Genomic DNA, 17435 nt, shown 5'->3' with positions numbered 1-17435 from the left:
GGTTACTCCTGCTTCAAGCCTGCTTTTTGCACAATGTCTTTCCATTGCGTCCGTTCGCGCTCTACGAACGCCGCATAATCGTCGGGAGTATCCCCGCCGGGCTCGCCCCCCAATGCGCGAAAACGCTCGGCGATGGGACCGTCGTGAATGATCTTGTTGGTCGCTTGCTGCATCTGGTTCACGATATTCATGTCGGTCCCCGCAGGGGCGAACAGGCCGAACCACGCGGTGACCACCATGTCCTTTACACCGGCTTCTTCCATGGTGGGGACATCGGGCAGAACGGGTGATCTTTTTGCACTGGTCACAGCCAGCGCGCGAAATTTTCCATCTTGTATCGCGCCTAGCGAGCTCGGAAGGTTGTCGATCATGAAGGTGAATTGAGATCCGAGCAATGCAGCGACGGCGGGACCGGCGCCTTTGTACGGAACGTGAGTGGCCTCGATGCCGGTGCGCTGTTTGAACATCTCGGCAGACATATGCGGTGATTGGCCTGTGCCTGACGATCCAACGGTAACGGGCTCTTTTTTCGCGGCTGCAATCAAGTCCGCTACGGTCTTGTAGGGAGATTTGGCGTTCACGACCAGGATGTTGGGCACCATGATGACCTGCGTCACGGGCGTGAAATCGCTGGGTTTGTAGGGTAGCTCTTTGTACAGGGAATAATTGATGGCATTGGGGCCGATATTGCCCATGAGAAACGTATAGCCGTCATTCTTGGCGCGGGCGACGAGCTGTGCGCCAATGATGCCGCCTGCACCGGCGCGGTTCTCTATGACGACTTGCTGTTTCAAGGCAGTGCTGAGTTTTTCGCCTACGAGACGAGCGACGATGTCGGTGGTGCCGCCTGGGGCGGCGGGGACGATGATGGTGATGGGATGGTCAGGCCAGGCCGCGTTTGCCTGAGTCGCGCAAGCCAGCGCGCACATCATCGCAAGACGCCGTACGTTCTTGATCATGAATGTCTCCACGGTCGCCGGATGTTTCGATGTTCCAGCGTTATTGGTATCTCGGTCGCAATGTGTGCGGCACGGATAGAGTGTTACCGGTGGAGCTTGCGGTGACTATTTGCTTTTGCTGAAGTTAGGGTTCGGCGGAGCAAAGTGCTTTGATTCGTTTATTGTTGTTGCCACTGCCACTGCTGCTGCTGTTACTACTATTGCTATGGTCGTTAGTGCTATTGCTGCTGCGGGATTGTCGTTCTTTAGGCGTCCCAACCGGGAGCCTGAAAGCCACACCGGGCCTATCGCCGCGACTCGGCCCATGACCAGGGGCCTCGGCCTCGCTGCGCGAGGCTAAATCGCGGCTCTACGGTCCGGTGTGGCTTTCAGGCTCCCGGCTGGGACTCGCAATGAGGAAATGCCGCGGATGCTGTCTGGCGTGCGGCTAGGTTCTTAATGGCAAAATCGTTGAGCCGCGGGCCATAGCACTAGATGAACGCAATCTGTAGATTGTTTTGACCGCCGTCGTTAATCTCTAATGCAGCTGGTGGTCGGGGTGCGAAGGCGATGCTGGCCTTTTGAGCGACGGGTAGTCCCCGTAGGGGACCTCGGCGCCTGGTGTTGCGCCGAGCCGTTGCGATTAGGCCAGCATCGCCTTCGCACCCCGGCCGCCAGCGTCAAAAGAACCAACAACCGCACAAAAGAAGACCCAACACCCACTCAATAGAACCAATAACAGCCGATCATAAAAATCTAAGCCGCCCGCTTTTGCTCTTCATCCCCCGCCAAAGCATCCAACACAGCCCGTTCAAACTGCATCTGACTACGTGGCTTCTCCAGCGTCGCCCCCGTGAGAATGAACACGTCTTCGACGCGATCGCCCAGCGTCATGATCTTGGCCATGCTGACCTCGACCTTATGCTTGGAAAACACCCGCGTCAACGCATGCAACAGCCCAGGCCGATCCGTTGCCGTCACAGACAAACGCCACGATTGGCTACGCTCATCAGGCTGCAATTCAGCCTGAGGCAAGACCGGAAAAGCCTTTGAAATACGGGATTGACGACGCTGCGGCGCGACCTGATATGTGGTCGAAGCGCTCGTGCCATCCTGCAGCTGACGCAAACGCTGCGTCAGTTCGTGCTCAACCAACGTCGCCTGCGCGCGTAGATCCGACGCGCCTTCCGGCGGCAGCACGATGAAACTGTCCAATGCCCAGCCGTGCCGCGTCGTATGAATGCGGGCATCCTGAATGCTCAGCGCCTTGGCGTCAAAGTAGCCGCAGATCGCCACCACCAACTCTGCGACGTCCCGCGTGTACACCATGATCTGCAGGCCTTCGCCGTGTTCGGTGGGGCGGGCGCGCACGACGGGTCCATCGGGTGCGACCTGGTAATACAAATGGCGCGTGTGCCATGCGATGTCCGAGGCGTCGTGGCGCAGGAAATACGCGACGTCCAGTTGATTCCAGAACGCCTCGCGGGCATCGTCCCGCAGGCCCGCCAAACGCGTCAAGCGTGCGGCTTCTTCTTTGCGCTCGGTCAACACCGTGTGCGTGTCGGCAGGCGATCCCCCTAGCGCCGCCAAGGTCAGGCGATAGAGGTCCTCCAGAAGCTTGCCTTTCCAGGCATTCCAGACCTTGGGGCTGGTGCCGCGGATATCGGCTACCGTCAGCAAATACAACGCAGTCAGATGCCGTTCGTCACGTACCGTGGCGGCAAAATCGGCGATCACGGCGGGGTCGGAGAGATCGCGTTTCTGTGCCACGGCAGACATCAGCAGATGCTGGCGCACGAGAAACTCCACGAGTTCTGCATCCTCGGGATCCAGGCCGTGATCGTGAGCGAAACGCCGTACTTCGCGCGCGCCCAATTCCGAATGATCGCCGCCGCGGCCTTTGGCAATGTCGTGAAACAGTGCCGCGACATACAGCAGCCAATGGCGTTCGAGGTTGGCAATCAACTGGCTGGCCAACGGATATTCCTGCGCGTGCTCAGGCATGGTAAAGCGCCGAACATTGCGCACGACAGCGAGGGTGTGCTGGTCGACGGTATAGACGTGGAACAAGTCGTGCTGCATTTGCCCGACAATGCGCCGAAATACCGGCAGGTAACGCGGCAGAATGTTCAGCATCGTCATGCGCCGCAGTTCGTGCACAATGCCGCGCGGCTGTTGCAGGATCTGCAGAAACAGTTTGCGGTTGACCGGATTGCGCCGGAATTGCGCATCGATGCGGTGACGCGAATGCCAGATGGCACGCAGGGTGCGCGGCGACATGCCGGTTAGTTCGGTGTGCTGCTGCATCAGCAGGAACGCGCGCAACAACAGCGTCGGTTTGCGTTCGAAGCCATCGTCGCGCACGATATCCAGGCGGTTGCGTACGTTGCGGAAATCTTCGTCGATGTCGCGCGCGTCGGTGTCGGGGCGAGGGTAGAGCCGCTCTTCGATGCTGGGCACCAGGATGGCGTTTAGCTGCGTCACCAGGCGCGCGGCCCAGTAGTAGCGTTGCATCAATATTTCGCTGCTGCGGCGAGTGGCAGTCGCCTGTATGCCATAGACCTCGGCCAGACCAGGCTGCAGGTCGAATAGCAGACGGTCTTCGCGACGGCCGGTCAGCAGGTGTAGTTCAATTCGCAGGCGTTTGAAAGCCTGCTCGGCACGTCGCAGGTCGCGTGCCTCGGAAGGCGTCAATAACCCCGCCTGGGCGACTTCTTTCCAGGTGCCGCCGAAGCCCGCCGCGCGCGCCATCCACAAGATCACCTGCAAATCGCGCAGGCCGCCCGGCGACTCCTTGCAATTGGGCTCCAGTGCGTACGGCGTGTCTTGATAGCGTGCATGACGCTGCTGCATTTCGACGCGTTTGGCCTGGAAAAAGGCCGGTGCGTCCATTTGCTGCTGGATGGTGGACTCGAACTGCTTCATGAGCGAGCGGCTGCCGGCCAGCCACCGCGATTCGAGCAGGGCCGTTTGGACCGTGATGTCGGCGTCGGCCTCGCGGACGCAGTCCTCGAGCGTGCGTACGCTATGACCGGGCTCCAACCCCAAATCCCAGAGCGCAGCGACCAGCGCTTGAATGGCCTCGGCCTCGGCGGGCGAGGGCGCATGGTGCAACAGGATCAGCAGGTCGACGTCAGAGTGCGGATAGAGTTCGCCGCGACCGTAACCGCCCACTGCTGCCAACGTGGCGCCGGCGGGCAAAGGATGCAGCTTGAGCAAGTCGCGCAGCGCCTGATCGACAAGGCGCCGCAGATCGTTCAGCAGGGTATCGGGCCGTCGATGTTGGCGAAACTGCGCAATAGCGGCACGACGGGCCGCCTGGAGGCGCTCGCGCAGATCGGATAGCCTGGTGAGAGTGGCGTTCATGGCAGGACCTGCCCCGTAGGTGTACAAAATAAAACGCAATGTCGCTCAGACCGTCGTCCGGCCGGCATGTGGCTGGCACCCGATACAGAGCTGGTGAGCAGGGCGCACGAGGCGCCCTTGATCATGCCACGCCGGCGATCAGGCCGTCGGCAATACGAGCCGGTCGGCGATGAAGTCGGGCGGTTGGCGCACGCCCGCCGACAAGGTCAAGACTTCGTAGCCCGTGTCCGTGACCAGCACGGCATGTTCCCATTGTGCCGACAGACTGTGATCGCGGGTGACGACCGTCCAGCCATCGGACAACTGGCGGATTTCGCGGCGGCCGGCGTTGATCATCGGTTCGATGGTGAAAATCATCCCGGTCACCAGCGGCACGCCCGTACCGGGCTTGCCATAGTGCAGAACCTGGGGGTCTTCGTGAAAGCGGCGGCCGACACCGTGGCCGCAGTATTCGCGCACCACGGAATAGCCGTTGGATTCGGCATGTTTTTGAATCGCATGGCCGATATCGCCCAGCGTGGCGCCATTGCGCACCTGCTGGATGCCTTTCCACATGCACTCGAAAGTCACCTCGGCCAGGCGGCGGGACTGGATGCTGGGCTCGCCTACGTGGTACATGCGGCTGGTATCGCCGAACCAGCCGTCCTTGATGATGGTGACGTCGATATTGAGCGAATCGCCGTTCTTCAGGACTTTGTCGCCCGGAATGCCGTGGCAGATCTGGTGGTTGACCGAGGTACAGATCGCGCCGGGAAAGGGCGGATATCCAGGAGGCGCGTAGCCCACCGTCGCCGATTTCACCTTGAGCTCGTCAGTCAGATATTCCAGGCACAAACGGTCCAGTTCACCCGTGGTGACACCTGGTTTGACGTAAGGGGTGATGAAATCGAGGATTTTGGCGGCGTCCCGGCAGGCGGCGCGCATTTTGTCCAGATCGGCGGGGTTGGTAACGAGTCCCATGTATGGCGAAGTGTCTTTGGCTTGAGTAAGTGGATAGAAAGATAGTAGAATTATAGGCTTGCCTGAAAACCGGGGGCAATGCTTGGGTTAACCGCCTGCTGATCGCTGCTATCTATATAGCGCTCGTGATCGCGAGGGGGCCGAAGTGTTGCCGGTGGCCGGGTCTACTTTGAGATGCATTGTAGGCCCTATGCTGCTACGGTCGTCTGGGTTTGTTCTCCATAGCGGGTGTTTTGCTGTGGTGATCGGCCGGCCGGGTTCAGGGCTAGACCATTTCGGTGGCCAGGTGGCCATCGAAAAATCGCGCGTTATGCCACCCAGGGTGCCAGCCGTGTCATGCACGGGCCGGTACAGGCGTAACGCAAGAACCAACCCTCGGAGAACATTATGTCCCTCATGCGCGAAATGCTGGAAGCCGGTGTCCACTTTGGTCACCAGACCCGTTACTGGAACCCCAAGATGGCCCCGTACATCTTCGGTCACCGTAACAAGATTCACATCATCAACCTCGAACAGACCGTGGCGAAATACCAAGAAGCCACCAAGTTCGTGAAACAACTGGCTGCCCGTGGCGGCAACATCCTGTTCGTTGGCACCAAGCGCGCCGCTCGCGAACTGGTCGCTACCGAAGCCGCCCGTTGCGGCATGCCCTACGTCGACGCTCGCTGGTTGGGCGGCATGCTGACCAACTTCAAGACGGTCAAGACCTCGGTCAAGCGCCTGAAAGACATGGAAACCGTCGTCGCCGAAGGCGGCGCCGAGCGCATGATCAAGAAAGAAGGCCTGCTGTTCCAACGCGAACTGGACAAGCTGAACAAGTCCATCGGCGGCATCAAGGACATGAACGGTCTGCCCGACGCGCTGTTCGTGATCGACGTTGGCTACCACAAGATCGCCATCGCCGAAGCCCGCACGCTGGGTATCCCCGTGGTCGCCGTGGTTGATACCAACCACTCGCCCGAAGGCGTGGACTACATCATCCCCGGCAACGACGACTCGGCCAAGGCCATCGCGCTGTACGCCAAGGGCATCGCTGACGCCGTCCTCGAGGGCCGCGAACAGAACCTGAACGGCATCGTCGAAGAAGCCGGCGAAGGTTCGGAAGAGTTCGTCGAAGTGCAGGACAACCAGGCCTAATGCCTGATCCGGTGGTGGTTTGTGACAGCCTGGTCTGTTACAACCGCCGTCGGACGTCTCGAGACGGGCTCCCGTCTCATGCCCGCCGAAAGCGGGCGTCTTGTCGAATCAAACCATATGTCCCGGTGCGACCGGGGCATGTCTAAGCGAAATTGGAGCAATCATGGCTGAAATTACCGCCGCCCTCGTCAAGGAACTGCGTGAGAAAACCGACGCGCCCATGATGGAGTGCAAGAAGGCCCTGACCGAAGCCGAAGGCGATCTGGCCCGTGCCGAAGAAATCCTGCGCGTCAAGCTGGGCAACAAGGCCAGCAAGGCTGCCGCCCGCGTGACGGCCGAAGGCCTGATCGGCCTGTTCATCTCGGCTGACGCCAAGCAAGGCGCTGTCATCGAAGTCAACTGCGAAACCGACTTCGTTGCCAAGAACGACGACTTCGTCGCTTTTGTGAACAAGCTGGCCGAGCTGGTCACCACACAAAATCCCGCCGATGTGGCTGCCTTGTCGGCGCTGCCCCTGGGCGAAGGTACCGTTGACACCACCCGTACCGCCCTGGTCGGCAAGATCGGTGAAAACATCTCCGTACGCCGTTTCCAGCGCATCGAGACCCCCAACGCACTGGCCAGCTATGTGCACGGCGGCCGGATCGGCGTGCTGGTTGAATACACGGGCGCCGAAGAAATCGGTAAAGACCTCGCCATGCACATCGCTGCGACCAAGCCCAAGGCCCTGAACGCCGAAGGCGTCGCCGCCGCTGACATCGCTGCCGAGCGTTCGGTTGCCGAACAAAAGGCCGCCGAGTCCGGCAAGCCTGCCGAAATCGTCGCCAAGATGGTTGAGGGTTCGGTGCAGAAGTTCCTGAAAGAAGTTACGCTGCTGTCGCAGCCCTTCGTCAAGAACGACAAGCAATCGGTTGAACAGATGCTCAAGGAAAAGAGCGCCTCGATCAGCCAATTCGTGCTGTTCGTCGTAGGCGAGGGCATCGAGAAAAAGACCAGCGACTTCGCCGCTGAAGTTGCCGCAGCCGCCGCTGGCCGCGCCTAAGTAGTCGTAGTACCCAGGGCCGGCTAGATAAACATCTAGTCCGGCCCTATTTCTTGTCTTACACTTTCGTCGGATCGTTCCCTGGGACATCACCTATGAGCAGCAGATCATACAAACGGGTTCTTCTCAAACTTTCCGGCGAGGCGCTGATGGGCGATGATGCTTTTGGCATCAATCGCAGCACCATCGTGCGCATGACCGATGAAATTGCAGAAGTCTCGGCGCTAGGCGTCGAACTGGCCATCGTGATTGGCGGTGGCAATATTTTCCGTGGCGTTGCGCCCGGCGCCCAGGGCATGGATCGCGCCACGGCCGACTACATGGGCATGATGGCGACCATCATGAACGCGCTCGCCCTCCAGGACGCGCTGAAAAACAAAGGTGTCGACGCTCGTGTGCAGTCGGCCCTGAATATCGATCAGGTCGTCGAGCCTTACATCCGTCCCAAGGCCCTGCGTTACCTCGAAGAAGGCAAGGTCGTGATTTTCGCGGCGGGTACGGGCAATCCGTTTTTCACGACCGACACGGCTGCCGCGTTGCGCGGTGCCGAAATTGGCGCTGAAATCGTGTTGAAGGCCACCAAGGTCGACGGCATCTATAGCGCCGATCCCAACAAAGACCCGACGGCGACGCGTTACACCCGCATCAGCTTCGACGAGGCCATCGTGCGCCGCCTCGAAGTCATGGATGCGACGGCGTTCGCGCTTTGCCGCGACCAGAAACTGCCCCTGAAAGTGTTTTCGATCAATAAGTCCGGCGCACTCAAGCGTGTCGTCAGTGGCGAAGACGAAGGCACGTTGGTACACGTTTAAGCAAAGGATATTTTCATGAGCGTCGCAGAAGTCCGCAAATCGGCCGAAACCCGCATGGCCAAGTCGCTGGAAACGCTGAAAGTCAACCTGTCCAAGATTCGTACGGGCCGTGCCCATACGGGCATCCTGGATCACGTTCAGGTCGAATACTACGGTTCGCCGGTTCCTGTCAGCCAAGTCGCCAACGTGAACCTGGTCGACGCACGTACCATCAGCGTGCAGCCTTACGAAAAGCCCATGGCCGCAGTGATCGAGAAGGCCATCCGTGAGTCGGACCTGGGCCTGAACCCCATTTCGATGGGCGAAACCATCCGTGTCCCGATGCCGGCTCTGACCGAAGAGCGCCGTCGTGATCTGACCAAAGTGGTCAAGAGCGAGGGCGAGGATGCCAAGATCGCCGTGCGCAACCTGCGTCGCGAGGCTAACGAGTCGCTCAAGAAGCTTGTCAAAGACAAGGAAATCTCCGAGGACGACGAGCGTCGCGCCCAGGACGAGGTGCAAAAGCTCACCGATCGTAACGTTACAGAGATCGACAAATTGGTCTCCACGAAAGAAGCGGAGATCATGACCGTATAATCGGGTCAGGATATTGTTCGCACGCGCGCCGCTTGCGCCGTACCGCTGCTGCATGGCCGGCACGGTGCTGGTGTGGCGGCGTGATTTTTTTGATTTTCAGCTTACATAAGGCCCTGGCGGCCCGACTTGTTTCCTACATGGCAATCAGTTCCACCCAGGCGATTCCCGCCACGCAGGCAGTTCCACAGCACGTTGCCATCATCATGGACGGCAACGGCCGCTGGGCGACGCGCCGGCATTTACCGCGTACCGCCGGGCACGCCAAGGGCGTACAGGCTGTGCGGCGCGTGGTGGAGGCTTGCGGGCGGCGTGGGGTGCGTTATCTGACGTTGTTTGCCTTCAGCTCCGAGAACTGGAGGCGGCCCGTCGAAGAGGTATCCCTGCTTATGCGCCTGTTTGTGCAGGCGCTGGAACGCGAGGTCGACAAGCTCAACGATCAGGGTGTACGCCTGCATGTGGTCGGCGATCTGTCGCATTTCGAGCCGCGGCTGCAGTCATTGATCGCTGATGCGCAGGCCCGCACAGCCCATAATGATCGCTTGCATCTGACCGTGGCCGCCAATTACGGCGGACGCTGGGACGTATTGCAGGCAACGCGCGCCATGCTTGCCCAGCACCCTGAGTTGGCCAATGATCCGCAGCGCATCGACGAAACGCATCTGAGCAACCACTTGTCCATGTCCTGGGCGCCAGAGCCCGATTTGTTTATCCGCACTGGCGGCGAACAACGCATTTCCAATTTTCTGATTTGGCAATTGGCGTACACCGAGCTGTACTTCACCGATCATTACTGGCCTGATTTCGGGGCTGATGAACTCGAGGCAGCTTTCGAGTGGTACCGCACCCGCGAACGCCGTTTTGGCCGTACTAGCGCACAATTGCGCGAAGACGCGGCGCGCTGAGGCCACCGGAGATATCTATGCTCGTTCAACGCGTTATCACCGCCGTCGTGTTGCTGGCCGTGCTGGCCCTGACGCTGTCTGTGGGAAATCCCTGGTGGTTCATGGTGTTGTTGGCGATAGGGGCGGCGTGCGCATGCTGGGAATGGCTGCGGTTGACCATCGCAGCACCGGCGGCTCGCGTATTGAGCGTTGTGATAGCGTTGGCGCTGCTGGCCGTGATGCTATATGCAAGCTGGGCCTGGCTATATGGCATGCCTGATAGCGGCGCGCTGCGTGAGGCGGTCGTTCAGGGCTTGGTGCCCGTCGTGGCGCTGATATGGCTGGTAGGTGCCACGGCAGCCGTGGTGCGCGGACGATCCGATGCGCCGCCTGCCAGTGTCCTTTGGTCGATATTTAGCGTTCCGGCCATTTTTGCTGCATGGTCGGTATTGGCATTGGCCTTTATGACGCACGGCGCATGGTTTGTCGTGTCCTTGTTGGCGCTGGTGTGGGTCGCGGACATTGCAGCCTATTTTGCCGGCCGGGCGTTCGGCAAGCGTAAACTGGCCCCTAAGGTCAGCCCCGGAAAGACCATTGCTGGCGCCGTAGCCGGCGTCGCGGGCGCCGCCATCTGGGTCTGGATATCGAGTTTTTGGGAAGGCAGCTTTGGCCAGGTGCTGATCGGACGTTTGTCTCTGCCGCTGGCTTTGCTTGCCGCGATGTTATTGGGCGTCATCTCTATTGTGGGCGATCTGTTCGAATCGCTGCTCAAGCGCCGCGCCGGCCGCAAGGATTCCAGTGGCCTGTTGCCAGGGCATGGCGGTGTCTATGACCGCATCGATGCGATCCTGCCGGTGGCGCCATTTGCCTTATTGCTGTCTGGAGTGTTGTCTTGAGCCGTTTTCAACGCGTTGCCGTTCTCGGCGCTACGGGATCTATCGGTGAAAGCACGCTGGATGTGATTGCCCGCCATCCGGACCGGTTGGCGGTGTATGCCTTGTCTGCGCACAGCCGCATGGAACGTCTGGCCCAACAAGCCTTGGCAAGCCGGGCGGCTGTGGTCGTCGTGCCGGACGACGCGGCGCGCCGCCGCTTTCTGGCCGCATGGCCGGCTGGACAGTCCGCGCCGGAAATCCGGGTGGGGGCCCAGGCCCTGGCGGATACCGCCGCAGATGCCGAATGCGATACCGTGATGGCTGCCATCGTTGGCGCGGCAGGCTTGCCGTCGGCGTTGGCCGCGGCCCGGGCGGGCAAACGGATCTTATTGGCCAATAAAGAGGCGCTGGTAGCGGCAGGCGGCCTGTTCATGCAGGCAGTCCGCGAGAATGGCGCCGAGCTGCTGCCGATCGATAGCGAACACAACGCCATTTTTCAATGCCTGCCTCAAGGGCAACACGCCGGCGCGCCGACTGAGCCGGCGCGCGGCGTGCGGCGCTTGCTGTTGACCGCTTCAGGTGGGCCGTTCCGGCGTCAGGACCCCGAGGATCTGCACGACGTCACCCCCGATCAGGCCTGCGCGCATCCCAACTGGAGCATGGGACGCAAGATCTCCGTCGATTCGGCCACCATGCTGAACAAAGGGCTGGAGGTCATTGAAGCACATTGGCTGTTTGCCATGCCTGCGGAGCGCATCGAGGTCCTGATACACCCGCAAAGCGTGGTGCATTCGATGGTGGAATATGACGACGGCTCGGTGCTCGCGCAGTTGGGACAGCCCGATATGCGCACCCCGATTGCCTATGGCCTGGGTTTTCCGGATCGCTTGGCGAGCGGCGTCAGCCCCTTGGACCTGGCCCGATGCGGGCGTCTGGAATTCGAAACGCCAGACCTGGACCGTTTCCCGTGCCTGGGCCTGGCATTTGACGCTTTGCGCCGCGGGCAGGGGGCCTGTATTGCGCTGAACGCTGCCAATGAAATCGCGGTCGAGGCGTTCTTGGCGGGGCGCCTGCGTTATACGTGGATTCCGAGGGTGATTGCCGCCGCCGTGGAATGGCAGCAACGACAGTCTTCTGTTACGCTCAATAATCTGGCCGATGTGTTGGCGCTCGATACTGAAATACGGGCCTACACCGGTAATCTCGGCTTAGCCTGATTCTCTCGCCTATCGACACATGCTTTTTACCCTGCTTGCTTTCATCGTCGCCCTGGGCATCCTGATCACATTTCACGAGCTGGGTCATTACTGGGTGGCGAGGCTGTGTGGGGTGCGCGTGTTGCGGTTTTCCGTCGGCTTTGGCCCGGTACTGCTGCGCCGGCGCGACAAGCATGGCACCGAATGGGCGCTGTCGGCGATTCCATTGGGCGGCTACGTCAAGATGCAGGACGACCCGCCAGCCGGGGCGACTCGCGCAGAGGCGGCACAATCTTTCAATACCCAACCGGTGGGCCGCCGTATCGCCATTGTTGCGGCAGGGCCGGTATTCAATCTGATTTTGGCCGTGGCGTTATATGCCGGCTTGAATCTCGCAGGTACTGAAGAACCCGCGCCTATCATCGCGCCTCCTGCCACCGAGACACCGGCCGGCCGGGCAGGGTTTCATGGCGGCGATCAGATCGTGGCCATCGATGGCAGTCCGGTCGTCTCGTGGAATGACGCGCGTTGGCATCTGATTGACGTGCTGTCCACGGGCGGACAGGCACAGGTTGAGGTCCGCACGTCCGACGGGGCGACTCAGCACCGCGTATTGCAGGTGACCGGCAGCGGGATGGATCCCCAGCAGGGTGATCCTCTGGCAGATGCAGGATTGCGGCTGGCTCAGCCCAAGCCTATCGTGCGCGGTGTGGTGGCGGGCAGCGAAGGCGAGCGTGCCGGCTTGATAGACGGCGACCGCATCATTCGCGCGGGCGATCTGATCGATCCCGATACCGCGCAACTGGTGCAGATCATTCAGCAGCATGCGGGCCAACCGCTGGCATTGACCATGGTTCGCAATGGGAGCGAGCAATCAGTAACCGTCGTGCCGCGAGCAGAAACCGTAGATGGCCAGACCATCGGGCGTATCGGTGTGCAGCTGGGGGGAGACCTCCCCATGGTGACGGTACGTTACGGTGTGTTTGCAAGCATTGGTCACGCGGCTGTGCGCACGTGGGATACCGCATGGCTGTCACTGCGCATGATGGGCCGCATGGTGATCGGCGAGGTTTCCTGGCGCAATATCAGCGGTCCCGTCACCATCGCAGACTACGCTGGACAGACCGCACGTATCGGCTTTGCAGCCTATATTGCCTATCTGGCGCTCATCAGTATCAGCCTGGGTGTATTGAACTTGTTGCCGATCCCCATGCTGGATGGTGGTCATCTGCTGTACTATCTCGTCGAAATTGTACGAGGCAGTCCTCCGCCCGACCGATGGATAGACATCGGGCAGCGCGCCGGTATCGGTGTGTTGGCAGGGTTGATGGGGCTCGCCTTGTTTAATGATTTCGCCCGCCTGTTCACATGACAGGCAATAGAATAAAATCTTTCGCCATTTGCTCGACCTAGGATAGCCAAGCACATGTTTTCTCGGATGTTTCATCACAAAAAGGGCTTGATGCCGGGCCTGCTTGCCGCGCTTCTCATGCCGGCGCTAGCTCATGCGTTCGAACCTTTTGTCGTGCGGGATATCCGCGTCGAGGGCATTCAACGTACGGACGCGGGCACGGTGTTCGGCTATATGCCCGTCAAAGTCGGCCAGCAATTCACCGAGGCCGAAGCCACCGAAGCCATCCGCCGCCTGTATAGCACGGGTTTTTTCAGTGACGTCAAAATCGAGACGGACAACGACGTGGTCGTTGTGGTCGTGCAGGAGCGTCCCACGATCGCTTCCGTGACCTTCAACGGTATGCGCGAGTTCGACTCCAAGGCCATCACTAAATCGCTTATGCAAGTGGGGTTTGGCGAGGGCCGCGTATTTGACCAGTCGATGCTGGAACGCGCCGAGTTCGAGCTCAAGGAACAATATCTGAGCAAGGGCAAATACGGTGTCGAGGTCACTGCGACCGTGACGCCGCTGCCGCGCAACCGTGTGGGCGTAAGCTTTGACGTGTTCGAAGGCGAGGTCGCCAAGATCCGCCAGATCAGCGTCGTGGGCAACAAGGCCTTTTCCGAAGGCGACCTGCTGGATCTGTTCCAGTTGTCGACGCCCGGCTGGCTGACCTGGTACACCAATTCGGACAAGTATTCCCGCGAGAAACTAGAAGGCGATATCGAGACGCTGCGTTCGTTCTACCTGGATCAGGGTTACCTGGAATTCTCGGTCGAGCCGCCGCAGGTCACGATTTCCCCCGATCGCAAAGACATCTACATCACGGTCACCATTCATGAGGGTGAGCCTTACAAGGTTCGCAGCGTGAAGCTTGCCGGCAACCTGCTGGGCCTGGATTCCGAAATCAGGAATCTCGTGCAAGTCAAAGAAGGCGAGACCTTCTCGGCGGCTCAGGCAAACGATTCGTCCAAGGCGATCACGGATTATCTGGGCGAGTTGGGTTACGCCTTTGCCAACGTCAACCCGAACCCGACGCTGGACCGTGCCAAACACGAGGCCGATGTGACGTTCTACGTCGATCCCAGCCGCCGTGTCTATGTGCGCCGCATCCAGATCGGCGGCAACACCCGTACCCGCGACGAGGTGGTGCGCCGTGAAATGCGCCAAGAAGAAGCCGCCTGGTACGACTCGGGCGATCTGAAGATCTCCCGCGACCGTATTGACCGCCTGGGCTATTTCAATGAGGTCAACGTTTCGACGGATCCGGTTCCGGGATCGCCTGACCAGGTCGACGTCAACGTGGACGTCAAAGAAAAGCCTACCGGGATGATCAACCTTGGTGTGGGTTACGGTTCGTCTGAAAAAGCCATTCTGTCGGCCGGGATCAGCGAAGACAACGTGTTCGGCAGCGGCACCAACCTGACCCTGCAATTCAACACCAGCAAGAGCAATCGCGCGGTCGTGCTGTCGCACACGGATCCGTATTTCACCAAGGACGGCATCAGCCGCACTACGTCGGCGTACTACCGCGTGACGGAGCCCTGGGACGGTAACGATGGCGATTACCGCGTCAAGGCCATGGGTCTGGGGATGAACTTTGGTGTGCCGATTTCGGAATACGACCGGATCTTCCTGGGCGGCACGTTCGAGCACAACCAGATTGATCTGTACGACAACTCGCCGCAAGCCTACCGCGATTTCGTCGATGAGTATGGCGACAGCACGAATGCGCTGATCTTCAACGCCGGCTGGTCCAAGGACACACGTGATAGCGCGCTGGCGCCGACCAAGGGTTCGTACACCCGCCTGAAGGCTGACGTCTCTACCATGGACCTGCAGTACTACATGCTGACCGCTCAGCAGCAGTACTATGTTCCGTTGGGCCGTAGTTACACACTGGCCTTCAACGGCATGGTGGATTACGGCTTCAGCTACGGCAGCAAGGACTTCCCGGTCATCAAGAACGTCTATGCGGGCGGTATCGGGACGGTACGTGGTTACGACGGTTCCTCGCTGGGTCCGCGTGACTCGCTCACGGGCGATTACCTGGGCGGTGCGCGTCGTATCGTCGGTAACGCGCAGTTGTATCTGCCTTTCCCCGGCGCATCCAAAGACCGTACGCTGCGCTGGTTCCTGTTTGCTGACGCGGGCCAGGTCTCGGCGGGCAGCGGAATGCGATGCACGGGTGGCGAGCCGGGTAGCGAGGTCGAAGATCCTTGCGGCTGGCGCTTCTCGGCAGGTATCGGCCTGTCGTGGCAGTCTCCGCTGGGACCGCTGCAGTTGTCTTACGCCCGTCCGCTCAATTCCAAGTCGGGTGACGATTTGCAATCGTTCCAGTTCCAGATTGGTACTGGTTTCTAAACAGTGCTGCGGCCAGAAAGGTTACGCATAATCACACTCGCAAGACGCCGCAACGCGGTATTTGCTCGATTAGTGGCACAATAGCAGTTTTGCTTTACCTCATTGGAAGGTGAGATTTTCATGATGTCTGATTTCGCACTCAAAACCTCGAGCCCGTCGCGCATCCAGCGCGCCGGCAAACTGCGCGGTACGCTGGCCCTGGCGGGTGCGCTGTTCCTCGGCTCCGCCGTGACGCTGCCTGCGCATGCACAAGGCACCAAGATCGGCTTCGTGAATACCGAACGTATCCTGCGCGAATCCGGCCCTGCCAAGACGGCACAAAGCAAGATCGAGTCGGAATTCAAACGACGCGATGACGAGCTGCAGCGCCTGAGCAGCAGTCTGCGCAGCCAGGCTGAAAAATTCGACAAAGACTCCCCAGTGCTGTCCGAGACGGATCGTGTCAACCGCCAACGTGACTTGTCGCGCCTGGATACCGATCTGCAGCGCAAGCGCCGTGAGTTCCAAGAGGACTTCAACCGCCGTCGCAACGAGGAGTTCTCCTCTATCGTGACCAAGGCTAATCAAGCCATCAAGAAAATTGCGGAACAAGAAAACTACGACCTGATCGTGCAAGACGCCGTGACGGTCAACCCGCGTATCGACATCACCGACAAGGTGATTCAGGCGCTCGGCAAATAATCGCCGAGGTCGCATGCCGATCCTGTTGGATACCGCCCGCGCACCCGCCCTGGATGCGCTGCTGGCTTCGGTGAATACCCAAGGGCTGGACCTGCGTATCGAGACGGGCGCGGCGGGGGATGTCAAAAGTATCGCTCTCGGCGATACGGATCAGGGTGATGCCGCCGCGTTGCGCGCGGCGCTGCCCCGTATCCGGGGCATCGGCACGCTGGCGTCGGCCGGTCCGGAAGAAATCTCTTTTCTAAGCAATCCGCGCTACCAGAGCCAGTTGGCTGGTACGCGAGCTGCGGCCGTCATCGTCACGCCGGATGTGGCTCAGGCCATGTCGGCAGGCGCGGACGGCCCCTCGTGTATCCGGGTTGTGTGTGCGCATCCTTATCTGCTTTACGCGCGTCTAGCGCAGTGGTTCGACGCCGCTCGCCACCCGAAACAGCCTGCCAGCGTGCATCCGCTGGCGGTGGTGGCACCCGACGCCGTCATCGAGGATGACGTGCGTATCGGTCCGCATTGTGTGGTCGAGGCGGGCGCTCGTATTGGGCGCGGCTCTACGCTCGGGCCGGGATGCGTGATAGGCCAGGGCTCCACGGTTGGGCCGGACTGCATGCTTTACGCCCGGGTGACCTTGTACGCCAACGTTCGCATCGGCGCGCGCGCCATCGTGCACAGTGGGGTCGTGCTCGGCGCCGACGGTTTCGGTTTCGCGCCGGACCCGACGCTTGGCAAGGGCGCATGGGGGAAAATCGCTCAATTGGGCGGGGTGCGCATCGGCGACGACGTCGAGATCGGCGCGAATACCACGATCGATCGCGGCGCTCTCGAGGACACCGATATCGGTGACGGCGTCAAGCTCGATAACCAGATCATGGTGGCGCACAACGTGCGTATCGGCGCCCATACCGCGGTGGCCGCCTGCGTGGGCATTGCCGGCTCGACGGTCATCGGCGCGCGCTGTACCATCGCTGGCGCAGCCATGCTGTCCGGGCATCTGACGCTGGCCGATGACGTTCATATTTCGGGGGGAACGGCGGTGACCTCCAGCATTTCTCAGCCGGGCCGTTACACTGGCGTGTATCCTTACGCTGAACACGGCCAGTGGCAACGTAACGCCGCCGTGATACAACAACTGTCGCAGCTGCGCCGCCGGCTGCGGGCACTCGAAAAAGCCTGACCTGTCGCCGCGGCTCGCGGCGATGGCGTCATCATTCAATACGGTA

General features: G+C 60.4%; 14 protein-coding genes. 11 read left to right on the top strand and 3 right to left on the bottom strand.

Going from position 1 to position 17435, the window contains the following annotated elements; translation table 11 throughout:
• Positions 1-2: 2 nt before the first annotated feature.
• From CAL20_RS12115 to map, 3 genes are all read right to left on the bottom strand, one after another.
• Positions 3-959 (bottom strand): Bug family tripartite tricarboxylate transporter substrate binding protein, encoded by a 957-nt coding sequence (locus CAL20_RS12115; RefSeq protein WP_094837972.1) that lies wholly within the window; start codon positions 957-959, stop codon positions 3-5.
• A gap of 735 nt (positions 960-1694) precedes the next feature.
• Positions 1695-4304, bottom strand: coding sequence for a [protein-PII] uridylyltransferase (locus CAL20_RS12110; RefSeq protein ID WP_094838377.1), 2610 nt, complete (start codon positions 4302-4304; stop codon positions 1695-1697).
• 138 nt (positions 4305-4442) lie between these two features.
• Positions 4443-5264: a type I methionyl aminopeptidase gene (map, locus tag CAL20_RS12105; protein WP_094837971.1), complete on the bottom strand. Its 822-nt coding sequence runs from the start codon at positions 5262-5264 to the stop codon at positions 4443-4445.
• Positions 5265-5651: 387 nt separating this feature from the next.
• Between map and rpsB the strand changes: the two genes are divergently transcribed.
• From rpsB to lpxD, 11 genes are all read left to right on the top strand, one after another.
• A complete protein-coding gene (gene rpsB / locus CAL20_RS12100) occupies positions 5652-6401 on the top strand; it encodes a 30S ribosomal protein S2 (protein WP_094821242.1) in 750 nt (249 codons plus the stop codon).
• A 163-nt stretch (positions 6402-6564) separates the two neighbouring features.
• Positions 6565-7443 (top strand): translation elongation factor Ts, encoded by an 879-nt coding sequence (tsf, locus tag CAL20_RS12095; RefSeq protein ID WP_094821241.1) that lies wholly within the window; start codon positions 6565-6567, stop codon positions 7441-7443.
• 95 nt (positions 7444-7538) lie between these two features.
• Positions 7539-8255 carry a UMP kinase gene (gene pyrH / locus CAL20_RS12090; protein WP_094821240.1) on the top strand — a complete coding sequence of 239 codons (717 nt, stop codon included), beginning with the start codon at positions 7539-7541 and terminating at the stop codon, positions 8253-8255.
• 15 nt (positions 8256-8270) lie between these two features.
• The gene (gene frr, locus CAL20_RS12085) at positions 8271-8831 is read left to right on the top strand and encodes a ribosome recycling factor (protein ID WP_094821239.1); all 561 of its coding nucleotides are present in this window, start codon (positions 8271-8273) and stop codon (positions 8829-8831) included.
• A gap of 137 nt (positions 8832-8968) precedes the next feature.
• Positions 8969-9733, top strand: a complete 765-nt coding sequence (gene uppS, locus CAL20_RS12080; RefSeq protein WP_094821424.1) for a polyprenyl diphosphate synthase — start codon at positions 8969-8971, stop codon at positions 9731-9733.
• A gap of 17 nt (positions 9734-9750) precedes the next feature.
• Entirely contained in the window at positions 9751-10608 is an 858-nt protein-coding gene (locus CAL20_RS12075) for a phosphatidate cytidylyltransferase (protein WP_094821238.1), read from the top strand.
• Positions 10605-11804 carry a 1-deoxy-D-xylulose-5-phosphate reductoisomerase gene (locus CAL20_RS12070; RefSeq protein WP_094837970.1) on the top strand — a complete coding sequence of 400 codons (1200 nt, stop codon included), beginning with the start codon at positions 10605-10607 and terminating at the stop codon, positions 11802-11804. Before CAL20_RS12075 ends, CAL20_RS12070 begins: the two co-directional genes overlap by 4 nt.
• Before the next feature lie 19 nt (positions 11805-11823).
• Positions 11824-13155: an RIP metalloprotease RseP gene (gene rseP / locus CAL20_RS12065; RefSeq protein WP_094837969.1), complete on the top strand. Its 1332-nt coding sequence runs from the start codon at positions 11824-11826 to the stop codon at positions 13153-13155.
• Positions 13156-13209: 54 nt separating this feature from the next.
• Entirely contained in the window at positions 13210-15540 is a 2331-nt protein-coding gene (gene bamA / locus CAL20_RS12060; RefSeq protein WP_094821235.1) for an outer membrane protein assembly factor BamA, read from the top strand.
• A gap of 120 nt (positions 15541-15660) precedes the next feature.
• Positions 15661-16221: an OmpH family outer membrane protein gene (locus CAL20_RS12055; protein WP_094821234.1), complete on the top strand. Its 561-nt coding sequence runs from the start codon at positions 15661-15663 to the stop codon at positions 16219-16221.
• A gap of 13 nt (positions 16222-16234) precedes the next feature.
• Entirely contained in the window at positions 16235-17389 is a 1155-nt protein-coding gene (lpxD, locus tag CAL20_RS12050) for a UDP-3-O-(3-hydroxymyristoyl)glucosamine N-acyltransferase (protein ID WP_094837968.1), read from the top strand.
• Positions 17390-17435 lie beyond the last annotated feature (46 nt).

It is taken from the genome of Bordetella genomosp. 4 (genome assembly GCF_002261185.1).
GTDB lineage: Bacteria > Pseudomonadota > Gammaproteobacteria > Burkholderiales > Burkholderiaceae_B > Bordetella_A.
This window is presented reverse-complemented; position numbering and strand designations above follow the sequence as displayed.

Coding starts and splice junctions, on each gene's coding strand:
- CAL20_RS12055 (WP_094821234.1), top strand. CDS start 15,661: ATGATGTCTGATTTCGCACTCAAAACCTCGAGCCCGTCGCGCATCCAG.
- frr (WP_094821239.1), top strand. CDS start 8,271: ATGAGCGTCGCAGAAGTCCGCAAATCGGCCGAAACCCGCATGGCCAAG.
- pyrH (WP_094821240.1), top strand. CDS start 7,539: ATGAGCAGCAGATCATACAAACGGGTTCTTCTCAAACTTTCCGGCGAG.
- CAL20_RS12115 (WP_094837972.1), bottom strand. CDS start 959: ATGATCAAGAACGTACGGCGTCTTGCGATGATGTGCGCGCTGGCTTGC.
- CAL20_RS12110 (WP_094838377.1), bottom strand. CDS start 4,304: ATGAACGCCACTCTCACCAGGCTATCCGATCTGCGCGAGCGCCTCCAG.
- tsf (WP_094821241.1), top strand. CDS start 6,565: ATGGCTGAAATTACCGCCGCCCTCGTCAAGGAACTGCGTGAGAAAACC.
- bamA (WP_094821235.1), top strand. CDS start 13,210: ATGTTTTCTCGGATGTTTCATCACAAAAAGGGCTTGATGCCGGGCCTG.
- rseP (WP_094837969.1), top strand. CDS start 11,824: ATGCTTTTTACCCTGCTTGCTTTCATCGTCGCCCTGGGCATCCTGATC.
- CAL20_RS12075 (WP_094821238.1), top strand. CDS start 9,751: ATGCTCGTTCAACGCGTTATCACCGCCGTCGTGTTGCTGGCCGTGCTG.
- uppS (WP_094821424.1), top strand. CDS start 8,969: ATGGCAATCAGTTCCACCCAGGCGATTCCCGCCACGCAGGCAGTTCCA.
- lpxD (WP_094837968.1), top strand. CDS start 16,235: ATGCCGATCCTGTTGGATACCGCCCGCGCACCCGCCCTGGATGCGCTG.
- map (WP_094837971.1), bottom strand. CDS start 5,264: ATGGGACTCGTTACCAACCCCGCCGATCTGGACAAAATGCGCGCCGCC.
- rpsB (WP_094821242.1), top strand. CDS start 5,652: ATGTCCCTCATGCGCGAAATGCTGGAAGCCGGTGTCCACTTTGGTCAC.